15 protein-coding genes and 1 tRNA gene are annotated in these 18,984 nt (G+C 64.6%); 11 read left to right on the top strand and 5 right to left on the bottom strand.

Annotated elements, in window-relative coordinates:
• Nucleotides 1-59: 59 nt before the first annotated feature.
• The 3 genes from HMPREF3176_RS01515 to HMPREF3176_RS01505 are packed head-to-tail and all read right to left on the bottom strand — an operon-like array spanning nucleotide 60 to nucleotide 7,142.
• Nucleotides 60-608, bottom strand: a complete 549-nt coding sequence (locus HMPREF3176_RS01515; protein ID WP_052126757.1) for a hypothetical protein — start codon at nucleotides 606-608, stop codon at nucleotides 60-62.
• Complete coding sequence (locus HMPREF3176_RS01510) at nucleotides 605-4,696, bottom strand: murein biosynthesis integral membrane protein MurJ (RefSeq protein WP_070457652.1); 4,092 nt, start codon at nucleotides 4,694-4,696, stop codon at nucleotides 605-607. Before HMPREF3176_RS01510 ends, HMPREF3176_RS01515 begins: the two co-directional genes overlap by 4 nt.
• A gap of 28 nt (nucleotides 4,697-4,724) precedes the next feature.
• Nucleotides 4,725-7,142 (bottom strand): DUF6049 family protein, encoded by a 2,418-nt coding sequence (locus HMPREF3176_RS01505; protein WP_070457650.1) that lies wholly within the window; start codon nucleotides 7,140-7,142, stop codon nucleotides 4,725-4,727.
• A gap of 91 nt (nucleotides 7,143-7,233) precedes the next feature.
• Between HMPREF3176_RS01505 and HMPREF3176_RS01500 the strand changes: the two genes are divergently transcribed.
• The 11 genes from HMPREF3176_RS01500 (at nucleotide 7,234) to HMPREF3176_RS01450 (ending at nucleotide 17,475) form a co-directional block, all read left to right on the top strand.
• Nucleotides 7,234-8,757: a CCA tRNA nucleotidyltransferase gene (locus HMPREF3176_RS01500; RefSeq protein WP_083286170.1), complete on the top strand. Its 1,524-nt coding sequence runs from the start codon at nucleotides 7,234-7,236 to the stop codon at nucleotides 8,755-8,757.
• Nucleotides 8,754-11,168 carry a transglycosylase domain-containing protein gene (locus HMPREF3176_RS01495; RefSeq protein ID WP_070457648.1) on the top strand — a complete coding sequence of 805 codons (2,415 nt, stop codon included), beginning with the start codon at nucleotides 8,754-8,756 and terminating at the stop codon, nucleotides 11,166-11,168. The genes HMPREF3176_RS01500 and HMPREF3176_RS01495 overlap by 4 nt, the downstream gene beginning before the upstream one ends.
• A 153-nt stretch (nucleotides 11,169-11,321) precedes the next feature.
• The gene (gene rpsF / locus HMPREF3176_RS01490; protein WP_061212179.1) at nucleotides 11,322-11,612 is read left to right on the top strand and encodes a 30S ribosomal protein S6; all 291 of its coding nucleotides are present in this window, start codon (nucleotides 11,322-11,324) and stop codon (nucleotides 11,610-11,612) included.
• A 46-nt stretch (nucleotides 11,613-11,658) separates the two neighbouring features.
• Complete coding sequence (locus HMPREF3176_RS01485; protein ID WP_070435665.1) at nucleotides 11,659-12,228, top strand: single-stranded DNA-binding protein; 570 nt, start codon at nucleotides 11,659-11,661, stop codon at nucleotides 12,226-12,228.
• A gap of 91 nt (nucleotides 12,229-12,319) precedes the next feature.
• Complete coding sequence (rpsR, locus tag HMPREF3176_RS01480; protein ID WP_016663507.1) at nucleotides 12,320-12,556, top strand: 30S ribosomal protein S18; 237 nt, start codon at nucleotides 12,320-12,322, stop codon at nucleotides 12,554-12,556.
• Nucleotides 12,557-12,577: 21 nt separating this feature from the next.
• On the top strand, nucleotides 12,578-13,048 hold the full coding sequence (rplI, locus tag HMPREF3176_RS01475) for a 50S ribosomal protein L9 (RefSeq protein WP_016663506.1): 471 nt from the start codon (nucleotides 12,578-12,580) through the stop codon (nucleotides 13,046-13,048).
• Between the two features lie 123 nt (nucleotides 13,049-13,171).
• Nucleotides 13,172-14,626: an amino acid permease gene (locus HMPREF3176_RS01470; RefSeq protein WP_070457647.1), complete on the top strand. Its 1,455-nt coding sequence runs from the start codon at nucleotides 13,172-13,174 to the stop codon at nucleotides 14,624-14,626.
• 10 nt (nucleotides 14,627-14,636) lie between these two features.
• Entirely contained in the window at nucleotides 14,637-15,686 is a 1,050-nt protein-coding gene (locus HMPREF3176_RS01465; RefSeq protein ID WP_083286169.1) for an acyltransferase, read from the top strand.
• A gap of 171 nt (nucleotides 15,687-15,857) precedes the next feature.
• Nucleotides 15,858-16,730 carry a hypothetical protein gene (locus tag HMPREF3176_RS01460; RefSeq protein ID WP_070457643.1) on the top strand — a complete coding sequence of 291 codons (873 nt, stop codon included), beginning with the start codon at nucleotides 15,858-15,860 and terminating at the stop codon, nucleotides 16,728-16,730.
• Nucleotides 16,731-16,848: 118 nt separating this feature from the next.
• A tRNA-Leu gene (locus HMPREF3176_RS01455) sits at nucleotides 16,849-16,932 on the top strand.
• Between the two features lie 75 nt (nucleotides 16,933-17,007).
• Nucleotides 17,008-17,475, top strand: coding sequence for a DnaJ family domain-containing protein (locus tag HMPREF3176_RS01450; RefSeq protein WP_141742323.1), 468 nt, complete (start codon nucleotides 17,008-17,010; stop codon nucleotides 17,473-17,475).
• Nucleotides 17,476-17,502: 27 nt separating this feature from the next.
• Here HMPREF3176_RS01450 and HMPREF3176_RS01445 read toward each other — a convergent pair whose 3' ends face one another.
• Both HMPREF3176_RS01445 and HMPREF3176_RS01440 read right to left on the bottom strand, forming a co-directional pair.
• A complete protein-coding gene (locus HMPREF3176_RS01445) occupies nucleotides 17,503-18,117 on the bottom strand; it encodes a DJ-1/PfpI family protein (RefSeq protein WP_070457641.1) in 615 nt (204 codons plus the stop codon).
• A gap of 3 nt (nucleotides 18,118-18,120) precedes the next feature.
• Nucleotides 18,121-18,954, bottom strand: coding sequence for a glycoside hydrolase family 25 protein (locus tag HMPREF3176_RS01440; protein WP_070457640.1), 834 nt, complete (start codon nucleotides 18,952-18,954; stop codon nucleotides 18,121-18,123).
• Between the last annotated feature and the right edge of the window lie 30 nt (nucleotides 18,955-18,984).

The raw sequence follows: 18,984 nt of genomic DNA, 5'->3' as shown, positions 1-18,984 counted from the left end.
AGCGAAAGCTCGCAACGGTCAAACAGAACAAGGGTAGGCGGGAAGGCTGAGATCCGCGGTCAGCTCTTCGGATCCACGAGTACCCGTGCGGAAAACAGGAGATCGGAGGCGCCGTCGGCATTTCTTCCGCACGTGGAACGCACGACGGACGCGGAAACTTCCCCACCCTCGCGGCGAACTTGCGTGAGGTTATGCTCATCGAGCACAAGAAGCCACGCGTTTTCGTCGGCGCCCCACGACACCCGCTCGAGCATAAGCACCGACTCTTTCGACGACAGGGACTTCAGGCACTGCGTGACGTCGAACGTCGCGGGCGTTTGCAGGCTTCCGGTATCGAGAAGGTTTTGGACTTCGGCGCCGAGCGTGTACTCGGTGAGTACCGGAAGGCCGGCATTATCGGTGCCGGGGGCCGAGTTCGAATCGGCGATGCTTTGCGAGGCAGGTGCGTCCATCGTCACGCTGAGGTTGAGCGCCCACGACAGCATGACGCCAAGGAGAATCGTCACGACGAGAAAAGCGGCGAACACCCCGGGTGGGAAGCCCGTCCAGCTTTTCAATTCGCCTCGCACGCGTGAGTGGCGACGCGAGCCGCGACGAAAGAAGCTCATTCCTGATTGACCTTCACTTCGGCGATTTCGAGGCGGAACCCGCCATCGATAGCGCCGAGGTTCGGGGCCCACAGCACGAGCGAACGTGCGTCGACGGGCTTCTCGGGCGTGAGTGTGAGGTCTTGGCCGGCGGCAACTTCGCCCGAGGCGAGCACGTCGCCGAGCTGGCCGTCCTCAGTCAGGGTGCGCAGCTCGATCGTGCCGCCCTGCTGCGCGCCGGGCGTGACGCGGACGTTCTTGACTTCGCCTTCGCCGAGGTCGAGCTTGACGCCCATCCCGTCGCGAAGCTTGCCGAAATCGGCACCCTTGTACCGCTGGGTCTTCCACACGGTACTCGGATCGCCGTCGAGCATGTTCCCCGCCCTCTCGGGCTTATCAGCCTTCGTGGGGTCCGGCGGGTACACGATGCTCACCTGGTTGAGCGGCGCGAGGGGCTTGGGCGTTTCGGTTGGTTTTTCGCTCGGCTTTTCAGCCGGGGCTTCGGTTTCTTTCGGGGCTTTTTCTTCCGACGCCTGCGTGGTTGGGCTCGTGGCGACATCTCGATTGTGGCGGCCCACCGACGTCACGGACGTCACGGCCCAGACGAGACCGAGGATGACGGCGAGGAGGGCAGCAACGAGAATGACGCGCGCCGTTGTCGAGCGAGACACTGTGCTGCCGCCGGAAGCCGGGGTGCTCCCCGATGCGTCGGAGGCGAGTGCGATGTCCATGACGTCGCGGAATGCCGAAGCGTGCTGTGGGCTTTGCGGGGCGGGGGCGTTCGCGTCGAAGGCGCTCGCGTCGCGGCCCTGCACGGGGATGACGACACCGGCTCCGGGAGCGTTTTGGCGCACGCGAGGGGCAGCGTGCTGCACTGCCGAGGGAGGCGCCACGGCCGGGCGGCCGGGAGCTGGGTGGGGTTCATCGTTCGTGTTTGGTGTGCGCGGAGATTCGGCGAGGGACTCCTCGCGACCCGCGACCGGAATAGGGGCGGGTGCGGCAGGGGCGACGGGCGCCACCGGCGCCGTGGGTTCTTCCGCAGGCGCAGCCGGAGCGTAGGGCGTACTCGGGTCGATGTGGCCGGGGAAGGTGCTCGCCGCGCTCGGGTTCTGCGGGGCATCGATGACCTCGGACCACGGCTTTTCAGAATCCGTAAGGGGCTTGTCGACCGTCTCGGCCGTGCCCGTCAGCGTGGCTTCAGGGACCTCGGAGCCCTCGGTGATTTCGGGGCCTTCGCTGTTGGCGGGAGTTTCGGTGTGCTCAGCGTTCTCGGTGCCCTCAGCGGCCTCGGTGGCCTCGACATCCTCATTGGCCTCGGGGTTTTCGGCGGGAGCAGGCGATTCGGGATTGCTTACCGCAGCTTCGCTCTGTGCTTCCGCTTGGCGCTCAAACGGCCCCGCGACAACGGGTCCCGCGGCCTTGCGCACCGCGAGTGGGACAGGCGCCCCCGCGTGTTGCTCGGGATCGTACGCCTCGAGAGTGACCGGAAGCGATTGCCACGGTGAAAGTTCCTCGCGTACGTCCTCAATCGACATCGGACGCGGCCCATCCGCGGGCGCATTCGGCGTGAGCGGCGTCAGAAGAGCCGCAGTGAGCGCACCCAGCTCGGCGGGAACCGTGCGCGGAGACGTTGTCGACGGATCGAAGGAGGCGTCGGAACCGAAAAACTCCGGCCCGCGCCCCGCGAGCCCGACATACAGAACCCGACCCACGGCTCGCACGTCCGGGCTGAGAGTGAAGGGTTCGGTGAGGTGCAAAAGACCCTCGTCGCCCGCATCTTCGACACCTGCGCCGAGGATCGTCACCTGATCGTGCTCGAGGTCCACGAACACGCGATCCTCGTCAAGGTGGTGGTGGCGAATGCCCTTGCTACGGGCCTCCTGGAGGGTCGTCGTCACGCGACCCGCGATCGTGCGGGCGGTTTCTGCGCGAAGCGCACCGTCGCGGGTGAGGTCGGCGAGGGTGGGAAGGCCCGGATCGGTGTACACCACCGCGGTCGCCTTCGACTCGCCGTCGCTCGGCTCAAGCACATCGTGGACGGCTTCGAGGCCGGGAACGCTCACGAGAGACACGCGGCGGGCCGCATCGAGAACATCGGCGGCAAACTCCCCGCGCACGAGGAAGACGAGAATCGGCTCGCCGCTCTCCTTCACACCGCGATGCCACGACGCCCCTTCGGTGGTGGACGATGGCACGCGGCCAGTTTCTCCGCGCCCCGAACCGTCCAGGGCAGGGCTCAGTGAGAGGGAGGAAAAAAGTTCCTCGAGGCTGCGAATATCGGTCACGGTCATCCTTTGGTTCGCTTGAACAGTTCGATCCGATGTTTGACCATCGTAGCGGGGTGCCTCTGGCACGCTCGAGGTTTCCTCCACGGCGGCGGGAGTCTCCTCCTGCGGCTTTTCTGCTGGTTTCCCGCGGCCGCGCTTGCGCATGATTCGGGAGACGATCATCGTTGCCGCATCGCGGATCTCAGACACGCGAAGCGCCCACGCGACAAGAGCAAACACCCCTGTCATCACCGCCGCAACGATGACACCCACGACGATCGTGATAAGGCGCCCCCTCCACGTGAGATCGCCGAAGAGCGCGAGGAGACCCCAGCCCGCGGCCATCGAGACCAGGCCGGCAACGAGAAGACGGGCAACCATCGACACGGCACCGAACGAGTTCACCTGACTCATGTCGACGCCCTTGCGGGCGAGGTTTCGCCGCATGTGCCACACGCCCTCGAGCCACCCGATCAGAATCCCGACCGAGCTTACGAAAGCGCCCGCCGCAGCGGCATAGCGGGGATCGACCCAGAAGAGGATCGCGGGGATCGCGATGAGCGAGAGCACCGTCGGGGGAACGCGCATCAGGAAGGCCGTGCGGGTGTCTTCATAGGCGTAGAAGTAACGGGTCACGAGGTACGTTGCAGCGAACGCGGGAAGTCCCAGCGTGTAGCCGATGAGCACGAGCCCATTTGCACCCGCACCCGTGGGACTCGTGCCGCCCACAACGACCCACATGATCGGCGCCGCGAGAACAACGAGCACGGCGGTCGCGAGGATCATCGGTACGAACAGAATCCTGTTCATCGACGAGTACGTGCGGTAGGCCCCGAGGTGGTCGTGTTCGGTCACGCGCTTCGACATCCGCGGGAAGATGCTCGTCACGAGCGACACGGCGATGATGCCCTGCGGGAGCATGAAGACCGTATAGGACCAGTCGAGGGCCGCGAGAGCGGGATAAAGCTCGCGGGAAGCACCGACCCCGCTCGCTTGCGCTTTTTCCACCGCCGAGACTGCACCGCCCGTTGACCAGCGACGAGCGAACACCGCGATCTGGCCGATAACCATCATGGCGAACGTCCACAGGCCCATGGTGCCGAGCTTGCGCAGGCCCAGACCGCGAAAACCCCACTTAAACCTGATCTTGAGGCCGATCTTCCTCGTCCAGGCCCACACGAGCAGGGCCTGCGCGGCGCTGCCGCCCACTTGGGAAAGCGCGAGCACAAGCACCATGCCCCACGTCCACTGCGTGCCATCCGGCTGCGTGCCCCACAACAGGAGGAACAGGATCGAGCCCGCAATGTTCATGATGTTGTTGAGTGCGGGGGCCCACGTGAACGGGCCGAAACTCTCGTGAGCGTTGAGGATCTGCCCGAACATGATGTAGATGCACGAGAAAATCATCTGCGGCATCATGAAATAGCCGAGAACCGTCGCAGCCTGCGCCGTTCCCGGGTCGAGCTTTGAGTTCGCCACGACCGTGAGGAGTGGAACGGCAAGCGTGCACAGGGTCGTGATGGCCGCCGCGACAACGAAGAACAGGGTGAACAGGCGCGAACAGAAATCCTCGCCCCGATCCGGGAGCTTCGCTGCGCGGACGACCGCCGGAACGAGGATCGCGTTGAGCGTGCCACCGCCGATGAGGATCCACAGCGAATTCGGCAGAATTTGCGCTGCCGAATAGGCGTTCGCCGCGATCGATGCCGAGCCGCCGAGCACCATGCCGAGCAAAAAGGTGCGCACGAAACCCAGGAGTCGGGTCGACGCGGAGGCAACAGCCATAACGGCGCTCGCGCGCATAGCTTTGCCCCGCGCGGAGGAGGTGCTCGGTTTGTTCATAGTTCGGTTCGGGTCCTTAATTCCTGTGTCACGAACGGTGCGGGGAGGCGTCGGGGTCGTCGACGCTCTCAAGATCCTCGGGCGCCGTGATGGCCGGACTGCGGGCGTCCGACTTCGTGCGGCCCGCGCGGACCACGCCCGTGGCGACGAGCGCGGCAAGAAGCACCATCGCGACGAGAGTCGTCCAGTTCTCCCACTCCGGATTGACGCTCAGTTGGCTCTCGCGAGAATCAAGGATGACCCCGTTTCCGCTCGCAATCATCACCGTGAACGTGCCGTTCCCGCTTTTCACGGCTTGCACGGGAATGGAGTGATCGCTCGTCGTGAGGGCGGGGAGAGTGATCGGTGAGAGGTTCCCGCCCGTCTTTGCGATGCGGTCAGAAAACGACACCGTGGGCTGGAGCGTCGCCGGGGTGGGGAATCCGTTGTGAACGGTAAATGGGATCGATGCTTCGTTGGAGACGAGGTTGTAGGTTCCCGCGAGCGTGAGTGAGATTCGCCGGGTGTTCGCTTCCGTCACCGTCGCGATGCTAGAAAGCCGTCGAACGTGCGCGTTCGCGTCCGCGAAAAACGGGCTGCTCACCCCCGAGGCCGCCAGAAGAACCGCTCCGGAAAGGTAGCTCGGGTCCTTGAGCGTCGCGCGCACGTCTGTGAGCGACGTGAGGCTCTTTTCGACCCGTTCGCTTGCGCCCGCCGGGACCTTTTCGGGCGAGGCGTCGATGTGGGCGGGGCTGGCGTCGGAACCCTCACCGATCGCGCGCACGGACTTCACCGTGCCAACCCAGTAGTTTCCACCCTCGCCGATGATCGAGGTCGTGCCATCTCCTGCCTGCGCCGCGTCGAGAAGCGTGGATGCAGGGGCGTGGGCGACCCACGGCGCGGCGCTCAAGGCATCGAGCAGGTGCGACGTGCGCTCGGGGTTCAGTGAAGAGGTCGCGGACGGCGCGAGCAGGAGGGTGCGCGGGGCCGACGCCGGCTGGCCCGCGATGAGTGCCGTGTCCGCGAGAGCCCGCTGGTAGGACAATTCGGGGTCGCGTGCGTCAGCGAGGTGCTCTGAAAGTTCGGTCAGACGCGTGTCGTAGCCGACGAGCGCGACCGTGGATTCACCCTTGCGTGCAAGCTGCGCGTAGCCGCTCGGTGTGACGTTGGGGTTCGTGGAGGAGAAGAAGGATTCGGCGGGGACAAGGGCGACTTTCGCGCCCGATGCGCGTATCGCTTTCGCGGAGACCGCCTCGGGTTCCATGCGGACGACTGTCGGCGCCGTGCTGAGGCCCGCGCTTGTCGCAGCGGCGGAGGCCTCTTTCTCCAGCAGCTTCGCGGTCGAGCGGGCAGTTGCCGGGCTCGCGAGGGCGAAAGGCGCGAGCGTGACGTCGTGACTCGAAGCCGCGTCGATAAGCGCAGAGCGGCGCTCGTCCCAGGTGTGATCCTGCCCCCACGTGGTGCCGGGGGCGGGGGCGCTCGCGGGTTCATCGGCGCCGCCCGCGTCGGAGGCAGCGGGGGTCGTGGGCTGGGAAGGGCTCGGGCTCGGCGTGGAGTCGGAAGGTGCGGGATCGAGCTTAGACAGCGCTTCGTCGAGCGTACTCATCCCTTTGGGAACCTTGAGGTCAGTGAGCATGGAGGGATCGAGCCACCAGCTCACGTCAGTCCGCTGGGCAATGTCCCACTGCGCAGCGAAGGCACCCTCGCGAACGTCCTTGGCGAAGGCGTCGGGGTCGGTCGCCGCGAGAGCGGGATCGGTACTTGCGAGAGGCGCGAGGTAGGCGAGCGAAATCCGGGGCGTTTCGGCGGTGGGCTGCCACACGAGAAACGTGCGGAGAGTTGCGGCGGCGGTGCCTCCGGTCGAGGGCTGGGTGCCGTCGGCTGACGACTGCGCCCCCGTGACTGCCGTGAGGGCGATGCGGCGCGGCCCCCACAGTGATTCGTCTCGCGTGTAGCCGAGAGAGTCCGCCGGGACGCGCACCGTGAATTCGGCGGCCTCGCCTGGTCCGAGCGTGCGCGCGGCCGAAGTTCCGCGCACCGTTCCTCGGTGCGAAGTATCCGCCGTATCCATCGCCGCCCATTCGTCGGCAATCGTGCGATCCGTGACTCGCGACGTGAGCCCCGAGAGCTGAAGGGCCACGCCCTCGAGCGGGGTGCTTCCCGTGTTGGTAATGTTCACGCGGGCTTCGACCGTACCGCCCGGCTTCATCGCCTCGGGGGAGAGCGCGCGAAGATCGAGCATGAGGGGCGCGCGGGCGTCAGGTTCCGGTGACGGGGCGGGTTCCGACGGTAGGGCGGGTGCGGTCAGTGCCACATTCGTGGGCGGTTGCTGGCCGGTAAACTGGTACGCTGCGGTGTCCCGCTGGGCGAGCGCGCCGGCGGGCACGAGAGCCGCACACAGGATCGAATACAGTGCGACCATGACGAAGAGGGCGCGACAAACGCGCCGCGTCACGGATCGAAGCATGGAACCACTGTAGAGGGCGCAGCTTCGTGCCACGTGCCAAACACGGGTGGCGCGCGCGGAGCGATCCGCACATCACAGATCAAGGTGAGGAATGAACGACGTGACTAACGGCGACAAGCGTGCAGCACACCGGATGGGGATCGAGACTGTTCGCATCCGCGCGCGGAGCATGTTCCAGGCGCTTCCAGCCTCCGTTCACGAGCTCGGCCACATGTTCGAGACTGCGGGCGAGGAACTGGCACTCGTCGGCGGGCCCGTGCGCGATGCCCTTCTTGGCCGCAGTAGCGATGACCTTGATTTCACGACGTCGGCGCGGCCCGAGTCGACGGAGCAGATTCTTCGGCAGTGGGTCGGCAAACGGGGCGCGATCTGGGACATGGGGCGCGAGTTTGGCACGCTCGGCGCGCAGCTCGACGGCGTCAAGGTCGAGATCACGACGTACCGCACAGAGGAATACAATCCACAGTCTCGAAAGCCGCAGGTCGCGTACGGTGACACGATCGATGGCGATCTCTCGCGACGCGACTTCACCGTGAACGCGATGGCCGTTCGTCTTCCCTCCCTCGAGTTCATCGATCCGTTCGGCGGCCTCGAAGATCTTGCCGCGGGGCTTCTTCGTACACCGGTCGCCCCCGAACAGTCCTTCAGCGACGACCCGCTTCGGATGATGCGCGCCGTACGTTTCGCCTCGACCCTTGGATTCGATATCGAGGAGGGAACCGCGCGCGCAATCGCGGCCCTCGCCGGCCGCCTCGAGATCGTGAGCGCCGAGCGTGTGCGCGAGGAACTCGTCAAGCTCATGCTCGGCGATCACCCGAGGCGTGCCCTCGAGCAGATGGTCGATCTTGGCCTTGCCGACATCATCCTTCCCGAGCTTCCTGCGATGCGGCTCGAGATCGATGAACACCACAGACATAAGGATGTCTATACGCATTCGCTCACGGTGCTTGAGCAGGCGATTGACCTCGAAACAGGCCCCGAAGGACCGGTGCCCGGCCCCGATTTCATTTTGCGATTCGCGGCGCTCATGCACGATTGCGCGAAGCCCAATACGCGCCGCTACGAAGAAGGCGGAGTCGTGACCTTCCGGTTCCACGAAGTCGTGGGGGCGCGCATGGCGAAGGCCCGCATGAAGGCACTCAAGTTCGATAAGGAGACGACCAAGGCGGTCGCACACCTCATCGAACTGCATCTTCGCTTTCACGGCTACGCGGATAGCGAATGGACAGACTCGGCCGTGCGCCGCTACGTGACGGACGCGGGCGATCAGCTCGAACGCCTTCACCGCCTCACGCGCGCCGATTGCACGACACGTAACAAGCGCAAGGCCCAGCGCCTTCGCGAAGCCTACGATGACCTCGAAAAACGCATCGCCGAGCTCGCGGAACAAGAAGAGATCTCCAAAATCCGGCCCGATCTGGATGGCCGCGCGATCATGCAGATTCTTGACCTCAAGCCCGGCCCGGCAGTCGGCAAGGCATATGCCTACCTTCTTGAGCTGCGCATGGAGGAGGGACCTCTCGGCGAGGAGGAAGCCTCGAGGCGCCTTCAGGAATGGTGGGCGCATAATGGGGCGCACGAAAGCGCGCCGGCGACGAGAGGAACCTCGAAGTGAGCGACAAGAGTCCAAAGGGGACGAGCCGTACCCGCTCGAGCGGAAAGCGTGCAGCGCGCCCTGCGACCACTCCCGCGGCAGCGAGCATTGGTCGCAGCCGCACGAAACCGCGCCCCGAAAGCGCCGCGCCCACGAACGGCCGGCACGCTGTAGCGGCAGCAGGCACGGCTGCGTCTAAGCCCAAACCCAAGCCCACGAACTTTCTCAACTACCCGCGCGCCGGAAAAGAAGGGTTTTCGCGGTGGCTTCCCTCGTGGCGCCTCCTTTCCGCGGCCGTCCTCGTTCTCTTCTGTGCTGGCGTGGGCTTCGGTGCGTGGCTTTATGCGACTACCGAAGTACCCGAGCCGACCGATATCGCCGTTGCTCAAACGACCCGCGTGTACTACTCGGACGGAAAGACTCTCCTCGGCGAGTTCAGCGACCTCAATCGCACGATCCTGCCCGCCGACGAGATCCCGGACAACGTCAAGGAGGCTGTCGTCGCCTCGGAGGACTCCACGTTCTACGAGAACCGCGGCATTTCGCCGAAGGGTATCGTGCGCGCTCTCGTGAACAACCTTTCTGGCGGCTCCCGCCAGGGGGCTTCGACGATCACCCAGCAGTATGTCGAGAATTACTACACGGGCAAGGTCACGTCGTATACCGGCAAGGTGCGCGAAATGATCATGGCCGTCAAAATCGATGAGGAGCTCGACAAGAACGAGATCCTTTCGCGCTACCTCAACACGATCTACTTTGGTCGTTCCGCCTACGGAATCGAAGAGGCGGCGCAGGCCTACTTCGGCAAGAGTGCGAGCGAGCTCGATGACGCCGAGGCCGCACTTCTCGTCGCCGTCATTCCCGCACCGAGCGCCTACGACCCGGCGAAGAATCCCGATAAAGCGAAGGCGCTCTGGCAGCGCGTCATCGATCGAGAGGTCAACGAGACGGGGAGCCTCACGAAGGAGGAAGCCGACAAGCTCAGCTTCCCCGAGACGATCGAATACAAACGTCAAAACTCCTTGCGCGGCACAAACGGCTACCTCATGATGGCGGTGCGCAAGGAACTCGAGGCGCGAGGCTTTGACGAGGACGACATCGACACGGGCGGCTACACGATCGTCTCGACGATCGACAAGCACACGCAAGACTCGACCGTCGAAGCGATCGCAAATCTCCCCGAAGACCGCCCCGAGAATAACCGCGTGGGAACCGTGAGCATCGACCCGTCAACCGGTGCGATCCGCGCGCTCTACGGTGGCAAGGACTACCTCAAGCAGCAGCGTAACGACGCTACCCAGTCGCGCATGCAGGCCGGTTCAACGTTCAAGGTGTTCACGCTTGTTGCCGCGCTCGAGGAGGGCTATAGCCTCCACTCCAACTGGGATGCTTCCTCACCAAGGACCTTCAAGGGGTGGACCGTCAAGAACTTCGGCAACGCCTCGCGTGGCAGCGTCGATCTCCTGACCGCGACGCGGCACTCCTACAACACGCCATACGCGGCGCTCAACGTCGACATGGGCGCCGAGAAGACGCGCGAAGCGGCCGTCAAGATGGGGCTTTCCGAAAAAACGCCCGGTCTTGACGACAGCCCGAGCAACGTCCTTGGCTCTTCATCGCTCACGGTTCTCGAGCTCGCGGGGTCGTATTCCGTGATCGCCTCGGGCGGGATCAAGCGCACGCCGCACATCGTCGAAAAAGTGACGAATGCTGACGGTTCGAGCAAGTACGCCTATAAGGATGACGGCGAGCGAGTTCTCAAGGAGTCCACGGCGATCAACGCGACCGTAGCCCTCCAGGAACCCACGAGCTCTCGTGGCTCGGCACGAATCGTCAATGAAAAAATGGATGGCCGCCCGGTCGCGGGTAAGACGGGTACTTCAAGCTCGTTCCGCTCGGCGCTCTTCGTGGGCTACACCCCGCAGCTCGTGACAGCGGTGGGCATGTTCCAACCAAGTGCCGACGGCCGCACTGAAGAGCCACTCACCCCGTTCGGCCCGTGGGAGGACATGACCGGCGGCGGCGCGCCCGCGAGCATCTTCGCCGACATCATGACAAGCGCCCTCGACGGGCAGGACGAACTCGACTTCCCCGACGAAGTCGACTCCGATGGCAAGAAGAAGCGGAAGAGGAGAAAGCGGACGCAGGCGCCCGCGCCGCGCGTGACCAAGGAACCCGAGGTGACCGAGGCACCATCGGAAGAGCCGAGTGAGGAGCCGCCCGCAACCGAGGAGCCGTCGCAGGAGGCGCCCGAGCCGTCTCCTTCTCCCTCCGAGGAGAAGCCGGCATCGCCAGCGCCGAAGCCGAAGCCCGAACCGAAGCCTGAACCGAAGCCCGAACCGAGCGAAAAGCCGGAGACGCCGAAGGTGCAGCCGACGCGCGGCAACGACAAACCCGTTGAGCCGACCGCGACGCCGAAAGAACCTCGGTAGCGGTGAGGTCCAGGCCACCGTCGGACCCCCTTCCCCGAACCCGGGCGAGCCGCTAGACTTGGGAAGTCTGTGGAAAACCGCAGGCGCATGCATGACCCTCCTGCCACGGAAGGACCGTGGCCGCGATAGACCACAGGAGGTGGGGATTTACACATGCGTAAGTACGAAATGGTCGTGATCCTGGACCCGTCGATCGACGAGCGTACCGTGGACACCACTTTTGAGAAGCTCATCAAGGTTGTTCCTGCTGAGGGCGGCACCGTCGACAACACCGACGTGTGGGGCAAGCGCAAGTTCGCCTACGAGATCGACAAGAAGCAGGAAGGCATCTACGTCGTCCTGAGCTTCACCTCGAAGCCCGAGACCGCCAAGGAGCTCGACCGCCAGCTCGGCCTCAACGAGTCCGTTCTGCGCACGAAGCTCATGCGCGTCGACGAGAAGTAAAAACCTCGTTTACAAGCCACACCGCACCATCAGCTGAAGGAGAGTCATGGCGAACGATACCGTCATCACCGTCGTCGGAAACCTGACCGCCGATCCCGAGCTGCGCTTTACGAACTCGGGGATTCCCGTCGCGTCGTTCACCGTCGCGTCGACCCCCCGCACGTTCGACCGCCAGTCGGGCGAATGGAAGGACGGCGAAGCTCTCTTCCTGCGCTGCTCCATCTGGCGCGATGCAGCCGAGAACGTCGCCGAGTCCCTCACGAAGGGCACCCGCGTGATCGTTCAGGGCCGCCTCCAGCAGCGCTCCTACACCGACCGCGAAGGCAATAACCGCACCTCGATCGAACTCCAGGTCGACGAGATCGGTCCTTCGCTTCGCTACGCGACCGCGAAGCCGACCCGCACTCAGCGCGGCGGCAGCGGAAACTTCGGTGGCGGTTTCAACGGTGGTAACAGCGGTGGCGGCAACTACGGTGGCGGCCAAGGCGGCTACTCCAACCAGGGAGGCTACGGCGGTAACCGCGGTGGCGCCCAGGGTGGACCGCAGGGCGGCCAGAACCCCGCCGATATCGATCCCTGGAGCAACGGCGGCGCTGAAGAGCCACCGCCCTTCTAAATCGCGCCGTGCCACTCGGCACACATCCTCAATTTATCCATTCCATCCCGGGTAGAAAGCCCGGGCTCCCCTCACTCAAAGGAGCACCACGATGGCGAAGCCAGAGCTTCGTAAGCCCAAGAAGAAGCAGAACCCGCTCAAGAGCGCCGGTATCGAGAACATCGACTACAAGGACCCCGCGGTTCTGCGTAAGTTCATTTCGGATCGCGGAAAGATCCGTGCACGCCGCGTGACCGGCGTCAGTGTCCAGGAGCAGCGCAAGATCGCGAAGGCCGTCAAGAACGCCCGCGAGATCGCCCTCCTTCCCTACTCGACCTCCGGTCGCTGAGCCAAGGAAGGATAGAGAAAAATGGCTACTACCAAGCTCATCCTCACCAACGAGGTTTCCAAGCTCGGCGGCCCCGGCGATGTCGTCGAGGTCAAGGCCGGCTACGCGCGCAACTACCTTCTGCCGCGCGGCCTTGCCACGCCGTGGACCAAGGGCGCTGAGCGTCAGCTCGAGCAGATGGCTGCCGCAAACTCGAAGCGCGCCGTGGCGTCGCTCGAGGATGCGCAGGCACTGCGTGACCTCCTCCAGACCAAGCCGGTCGTCGTGGCCGAGCGCGCGGGCCAGAACGGCCGCCTCTTTGGCGCCGTGACCGCCGCCGAGGTTGCCGAGGCCGTTAAGGCTGGCTTCGATCGCGAGATCGATCGCCGCAAGGTCGAGTTCACCGCGCCGATCAAGTCGCTCGGCGAGTACACCGTGACGGTGCGCCTGCACGAAGAGGTTTACGCAAACCTCGTTGTCCAGGTCGTTGCCGCGAAGGGTGCGCGCGCCTGAACGGCATAGCGTAAACGCTCGAATGAGAGCGAACGAGGAAGCGGCGGGTCCACACCCGCCGCTTTTTCGTGTCATCTGGTGGTCTTTCGCGCGCCCTGCCAAAAAATTGAATACATTTATGCAATGACCTCGCAATCCTCACACCCGCCTACGGCCGGCGATCCCCACGAACACGGCCACCTTTCCCGATCACTTACGCATCGGCAGATGGCCATGATCGCGATGGGCTCCGCACTCGGTACCGGCTTGTTCCTCGGTTCCGGAGATGCGATCGCCGTGGCCGGTCCCGCCGTGATCATCAGCTTTGCGATCGGCTCCGCCATTGCCATGACGATCGCCCTCGCGATGGGCGAGATGGCCTCGCGTCACCCCGTCCAGGGTGGATTTGGCACACTCGCCGCGCGCTACCTCTCGCCTTTTTGGGGGTATCTCGTGCGGTGGCTCTACTGGATCGTGACGGTCGGGGTGACCGCCGCAGAACTGTATGCGTGCAGCCTGTATCTCCAGTTCTGGGCTCCGGATCTTCCTCAGTGGGCGGGGGTCGCGATCCTCGGCGCGATCGTCGTTGCGATCAACGTGGTGAGCGTCAAGAGCTTCGGCACGATCGAGTTTTGGCTTTCGAGCATCAAGGTCATCGCGGTCGTCGTCTTCATTCTCGTGGGGCTGTGTCTCGTGTTCTTCGGGCTCCCGGGAACACCTGCTGCCGGGGTCTCGAACTGGACGAACGACGGTGGCTTCATGCCCTTTGGTTTCAAAGGCGTGTGGGTCTCGATGGCGCTCGTGATGTTTTCCTTCGGCGGCATCGAGATGCTGTCGATCTCGGCCGCAGAGGCGAAGGATCCCGCGCGGTCGATCCGCACGGCCGCGCAGTCGACCGTGGTTCGATTGAGCTTCTTTTACGTCGTGGCGATCGGGATTATCGTCGCGCTCGTGCCGTGGAAAGAGGCCTCGGGTGCCGCTGGTGACGTGCGCTTGTCACCGTTCGTCATGGTGTTCCACGAGCTCGGGATTCCCGCCGCGGCGGGCCTCACGAACCTCATCGTGGTGATCACCGCGCTTTCCGCCGCGAACGCGAACGTGTATGCGGGCTCGCGCTTTCTTCACTCGCTCGCCGCGGATTCGCTCGCCCCGCAAATGCTCGAGCGCACGACCAGGCGCGGCATTCCGCTGCCCGGCATCATCGTGCACGCATGCGGGATCCTGGTCGTCGTGGCACTTGCAATGACGGGCATCGGCGGCCTGTTCCCCCTCATCATGTCGACCGTGATCTTCTCGGCGGTCATCGTGTGGGTTTTGATCCTGGTGACCTACGTGGTCTATCACCGCACGCGCGACGGCCGCGAATTATTCCGCATGCCCGGTGGCGTGGTGACGGCGATTGCGGGCATTGCCGGCCTCCTTTTCGTGTTCTCGACGGTGATCGCCGTTGAGCGCATGCAGCTCGCGGCCATGGTGGGCATCCCGTTCGTGCTGCTCGTGACCCTCGCGTACGTGCTCGTGTTCCGCCACCGCATTAGCGTTGAGGCCATCGACGCGAGCTTTGCCGAGGCTGAAAAGGCGCGCGCCGACTTCTCGTAACCTTGATCCCATGCCTTCGACACCTCAGCGGCGCTATGTGCCAATGCTCGATGTTGTGCGTATTTCGGCGATCGTCGCTGTCGTAGGCATCCACTGTCTCGCGCCCGTCGCCACTGCCGAAAGCGCCCCCTGGGCTCTCGTTGTGTTCCGCTCGATGCTGAACGCTGCAGTGCCCGTGTTCATCATGATCTCCGGCGCCCTGAACCTCGCTCCGGTGGCGATGCGCAATGGAGCATGGCCGTTTCTACGTTCGCGTTTCGCGCGGCTCATTCCCGCGACCATCGTGTGGACGCTCGTGTATGGCGTTGTGATCAATGGCGTGGTTCTGGGTCGCGACCTGACCGCGGAGCGGCTAGGCAAGGAAGCGCTCATGGGGGATCAGTCCCCGCAGCTGTACTTTCTGTGGCTCATCATGGGACTGTCCATCATTACCCCCGTGCTCGGCTCGTTCGTTGCGCATTCGAAAGCGCGTGCGTGGGCTGCCACCGGTGTGAGCCTCGCGTGGGGTTTGTCTGTGTATCTTGCTCCGAACGCGTTTGAGGCGGTCGGGCAACCCACGGGTGTGATTTCCGGGGCGGTGCTCACCTACTGGATTTTCTACGTAGGGCACTACCTTGCCGGTCACGTCGCGTTCGCCCACCCGGTCCGACGGCGCCTTGCGCCCGCCGTGCTCGCCCTCGGTATCGCGCTGCTCGTGGCTCTTGGCGTGTGTGGCGGTCTCGGTATTGAGAACGAGGGATGGGGCAAGCTCGTCAGCGGCAACTACCGCTCACCCTTGAATGTCGGTGCGTCGTTCGCGCTTGTGGCGGGCCTTCTTGCCGTGAGCCGCGAGTGGGAGGTTTCCGATCGCGTGCAGGGTGTGTTGCGGCGCCTCGGCGATGCGTCGTTCGGCGTGTTCCTGTGCCATTTCGTTGTGCTCATAGGTGTGCGCCTCCTAGTGCCCGGGCTCGACTCGAGCGGAACACTCGCGTGCGTGGGCGCATGGGTGCTCGTGCTCGGGCTTTCGTGGGCAGTGTCGCTTGTCGCGGCGCGAATCCCTTATGTACGAGCGGTGTTTTAGCGCCGCGGCCTCGTAAGGCGCCTGGTAGCCGTCGGACCCTGCCTGCCGCTCGAGCGTGCGGCCTTTCCTTCACAACCTCCACACTTTGCAAAGTCTTTACTTTTTGCGTGGGGCGCGGGAAGATATGTCAGCACGCACTTCCCTCGTGCCCATGTGTAGAGGAGATTATCCATGTCGATGAGGTCCACGTTCCGCGGCGCATCCGCCGCGTTCGCCGCCGCGCTTGTGCTCGCTTCGTGCGGGGCTACGGGCGGTGAGGTGTCCACGCCAACCGAGACCCCCACCCACGCACCCGAAACGGCGAAGCCGAGCCCCACCCAGATTCCCTCGGCCAAAGAAAGCGACAAGCCGAGTGCGGAGCCGAGCGCGAGCGAGGATGCGAGCGCAACGCCGAGCGAGAGCTCGAGCCCAACCGCTTCTTCTGATTCTGAAGCCAAGGTGGGCGCGGCTCCCGCGATAATTGCTCACTTCACGGAGGACACCAATCCGGATATCGGCGACTTCCCCTTTAGCCGCGACGTGATTGCTACGTCCATCTCGGGCGTCTTCGATGATGGCGGTGAGGCAACCGTGGAGTGCGATGGCGATATCGACATCACCGCGGGCAAGCCGAAGACCCACTGCACGGTGACGACGGGAGACAGGACCCGCGAGGCCTACGCTTACGGCACCTTCTCGAATGTGCAGGGCCCCGGCCTTCTCGTCGCCTTTGACAACGACTTCGATGCCTCGCTCAGCGCGAAGTTCACCGAACCCGGAACCGAGGTTCTCGCCTACGGCATCGGTGACATGTGGGCCGTCGATTCTCCCGTGGATGGCGCAACGGTGTCCGAAAAAGCACTCAAGGCGATGCAGTCCCTCGAGATGCCCATCTCGAAGTTCGAGTGCGCGGGTGAGATGTCGATCGCCGAAGGGCGCAACTCCCAGAAGTGCCCGATCGAAGCGGAATGGGGCAAGGCAGAGGCGACGGTCATCGCAGCGACGATCCTCAATTCCCAGGACTCGGGTGTGCTCGTCGTGACGCAGGTGCCTACCGACGACTAGTTCGCCCCGTGGCGTTGCCCACCTGGCCCGTGCGCGGATTCGCGCGCGCGAGGCGGTGGGGCTATATTAGGGAGCGCTTCGATCTCGGTGTGCCGTGAAACCCGGTGTCGAAGTACCCGCGCAAGTGGCGGAATTGGTAGACGCGCACGGTTCAGGTCCGTGTGCCTTTGCGGGCGTGGGGGTTCAAGTCCCCCCTTGCGCACCCCATGCGGGCCCCTCCTAAGGGAGGGGCTTTCGCGTATCTGCACGCGTGTACTCGGGTGAGGGGTTGAGCAGCATGAGTGAGGAGACACCCTCGGGCTCGCGCACAAACTCATGGCTCGGTGCCGTGGGGGAGGGCGCGGGGTTCGTTCCGACGGCTGCCGATCGGGCCGCCGCTGCCGGCGTTTTTGACAACCTTCCCCTCGCGGGTGCGCAGCTCGAGCTTCCGGACGTGCACGATCCCGACTGGTGGATCAAATCGCGCATATCCTCCGGCGAATTCGATCGCGAGGCGCTGCTGCCCGCCGCTGTGGTGCTGCGCAAGGAACACGATATGCTCGCGCATACTCTTCGCTCGCTCCCATCGCAAGACGCGGTGCGCGAATACCTCGAGGACTACAACGCTAGGGCGCGCCGCGAAAACAGCGCGGCGGTCCGTGACGCTTCGCTGCGGCCCGCCTCAAGCGAGAAACCTCCGCTTCTCGTGCCTCTCGTCGATGTCGAGGGCTGGGTCTCTCGCTGGCACCGCCTCCGCGAGCAGTGAGGGCCTGCCGCCCGGCTGTGCACGCCCTCAGGGCAGAGGGGGCGCGGCGGCGAAGGGATCCGAATCGCTATCGGTGTTGGCCGTGTATTCGGCCTTCGCGAGGGCCCGATCACGTGCCTCGGGGCCGCACAGGGAGGCGATGAGGGCGGCGGTCATGTCCATCCCAGCGGCCACGCCCGAGGACGTCCAGCGATCACGATCCTCAACCCAGCGAGCCTCCCTCTGCCAGGCAACCGCCTGACCGAAGGTGCGCGCCCACTCGAACGCGGCTTTATTGCTCGTTGCGCGGTAGCCTTCGAGCAGCCCAGCCGAAGCGAGGAGCGCCGAGCCCGTGCACACGGACGCGAGGAGCCGGGCACGCGTGCCGGCCTCGGTAAGCCACGCGAGAAACGGCGCATCGTCGACGAGCGTGCGCGTGCCGGGCCCTCCCGGGACGAGAAGGATGTCGATCGGCTCCTTGGAGAGCTCCCGGAACGAACGCGCACACTCCACGCGAAGGCCCTGCGCGCTCGAGATGAGACCCGCCTCGGGCCCCACAAAGTCGAGCGTGATGCCCTCGACGTGGCTCAAAAGCTCAACCGGCCCGCACACGTCAAGCAGCTCGAATGCGTCAAAGAGGACGACGCTTACTCGTCTCGTCATCGATTACTCTCCTTTGAGATGCGCTGGTCGAATCACGTCAATATCGACCTTCGTGGAAATTCCGTCAACTGTGCCGTCAAAACGCAGCTGCCATACCGCCCAGCGATCCTCCTTGGGTCGCGACGACTCGGAAAAGAGCCAGGTTGGGCGGCCTTCGGCGTGCGGGAGGTCGTAGTGGCGCCGCCACTCGGCACTCGAGTAGATCACGAGCTTTCGCCCCCACGCCTTCTCGACAATGCTCACGAAGTCGGCGACCTCCGCGTTTGCGTGCTGCGCCTCGGGGCGTTCGTCGCACGCGCCATCAAACTCGAGGTCGAGGGCGGGTGGAAGCGCACCCGAATCCGGAGGGGCCGCCTTCAAGAAATCGCGCGCCTGATCCGCGCCGGGGGAGCACAACGTGAAGTAGTGGTAGGCGCCCGGGGTGATGCCGTTTTTCGTGGTGCCCTCCCAGTTCGCGGCAAACTGCGGGTCTTTATAGCCGGTGCCTTCGGTCGCCTTGATGTACGCAAAGCTCACGCCCGCATCGGCGACATCGCCCCAGTCAATCGTCTTTTGGTGCGAGGACACATCGATGCCGAGGCTTTCGCCCTCGCGCAGATCCACCCCGCGCGGCAGGTTTGTGAGGGCGGAGGCATCCGCGGGGGTGTCCGGGATGGTCATCACGCGCGCCTTCACGGGTGCGGGCGCGGCGGGGACCGCCCGTTGGTCCGACGGCTGCCCGGCCGCAATGGTGCTCACGAGCGTGCCAATCGAGACGAGCACGCAGGACGCGGCGAAGATGGCGACGATCGCTTTGTATTGGCGCCGATAGACGTCGGCGCGAGAAAAGCGCGGCATACCGAAAGTGTAGTGGTCAAGCGCTCACGG

It is taken from the genome of Dermabacter sp. HMSC08H10, assembly GCF_001807585.1.
GTDB lineage: Bacteria > Actinomycetota > Actinomycetes > Actinomycetales > Dermabacteraceae > Dermabacter > Dermabacter hominis.
The sequence above is the reverse complement of the archived record's forward strand: the minus strand, read 5'-3'. Positions and strand labels throughout refer to the sequence as shown.

Bases quoted from the DNA above. Each gene is read 5' to 3' on its own strand.
- HMPREF3176_RS01515 (WP_052126757.1), bottom strand. From the start codon at position 608: ATGAGCTTCTTTCGTCGCGGCTCGCGTCGCCACTCACGCGTGCGAGGC.
- HMPREF3176_RS01510 (WP_070457652.1), bottom strand. From the start codon at position 4,696: ATGAACAAACCGAGCACCTCCTCCGCGCGGGGCAAAGCTATGCGCGCG.
- HMPREF3176_RS01505 (WP_070457650.1), bottom strand. From the start codon at position 7,142: ATGCTTCGATCCGTGACGCGGCGCGTTTGTCGCGCCCTCTTCGTCATG.
- HMPREF3176_RS01500 (WP_083286170.1), top strand. From the start codon at position 7,234: ATGAACGACGTGACTAACGGCGACAAGCGTGCAGCACACCGGATGGGG.
- rpsF (WP_061212179.1), top strand. From the start codon at position 11,322: ATGCGTAAGTACGAAATGGTCGTGATCCTGGACCCGTCGATCGACGAG.
- HMPREF3176_RS01485 (WP_070435665.1), top strand. From the start codon at position 11,659: ATGGCGAACGATACCGTCATCACCGTCGTCGGAAACCTGACCGCCGAT.
- rpsR (WP_016663507.1), top strand. From the start codon at position 12,320: ATGGCGAAGCCAGAGCTTCGTAAGCCCAAGAAGAAGCAGAACCCGCTC.
- rplI (WP_016663506.1), top strand. From the start codon at position 12,578: ATGGCTACTACCAAGCTCATCCTCACCAACGAGGTTTCCAAGCTCGGC.
- HMPREF3176_RS01470 (WP_070457647.1), top strand. From the start codon at position 13,172: ATGACCTCGCAATCCTCACACCCGCCTACGGCCGGCGATCCCCACGAA.
- HMPREF3176_RS01465 (WP_083286169.1), top strand. From the start codon at position 14,637: ATGCCTTCGACACCTCAGCGGCGCTATGTGCCAATGCTCGATGTTGTG.
- HMPREF3176_RS01460 (WP_070457643.1), top strand. From the start codon at position 15,858: ATGTCGATGAGGTCCACGTTCCGCGGCGCATCCGCCGCGTTCGCCGCC.
- HMPREF3176_RS01450 (WP_141742323.1), top strand. From the start codon at position 17,008: ATGAGTGAGGAGACACCCTCGGGCTCGCGCACAAACTCATGGCTCGGT.
- HMPREF3176_RS01445 (WP_070457641.1), bottom strand. From the start codon at position 18,117: ATGACGAGACGAGTAAGCGTCGTCCTCTTTGACGCATTCGAGCTGCTT.
- HMPREF3176_RS01440 (WP_070457640.1), bottom strand. From the start codon at position 18,954: ATGCCGCGCTTTTCTCGCGCCGACGTCTATCGGCGCCAATACAAAGCG.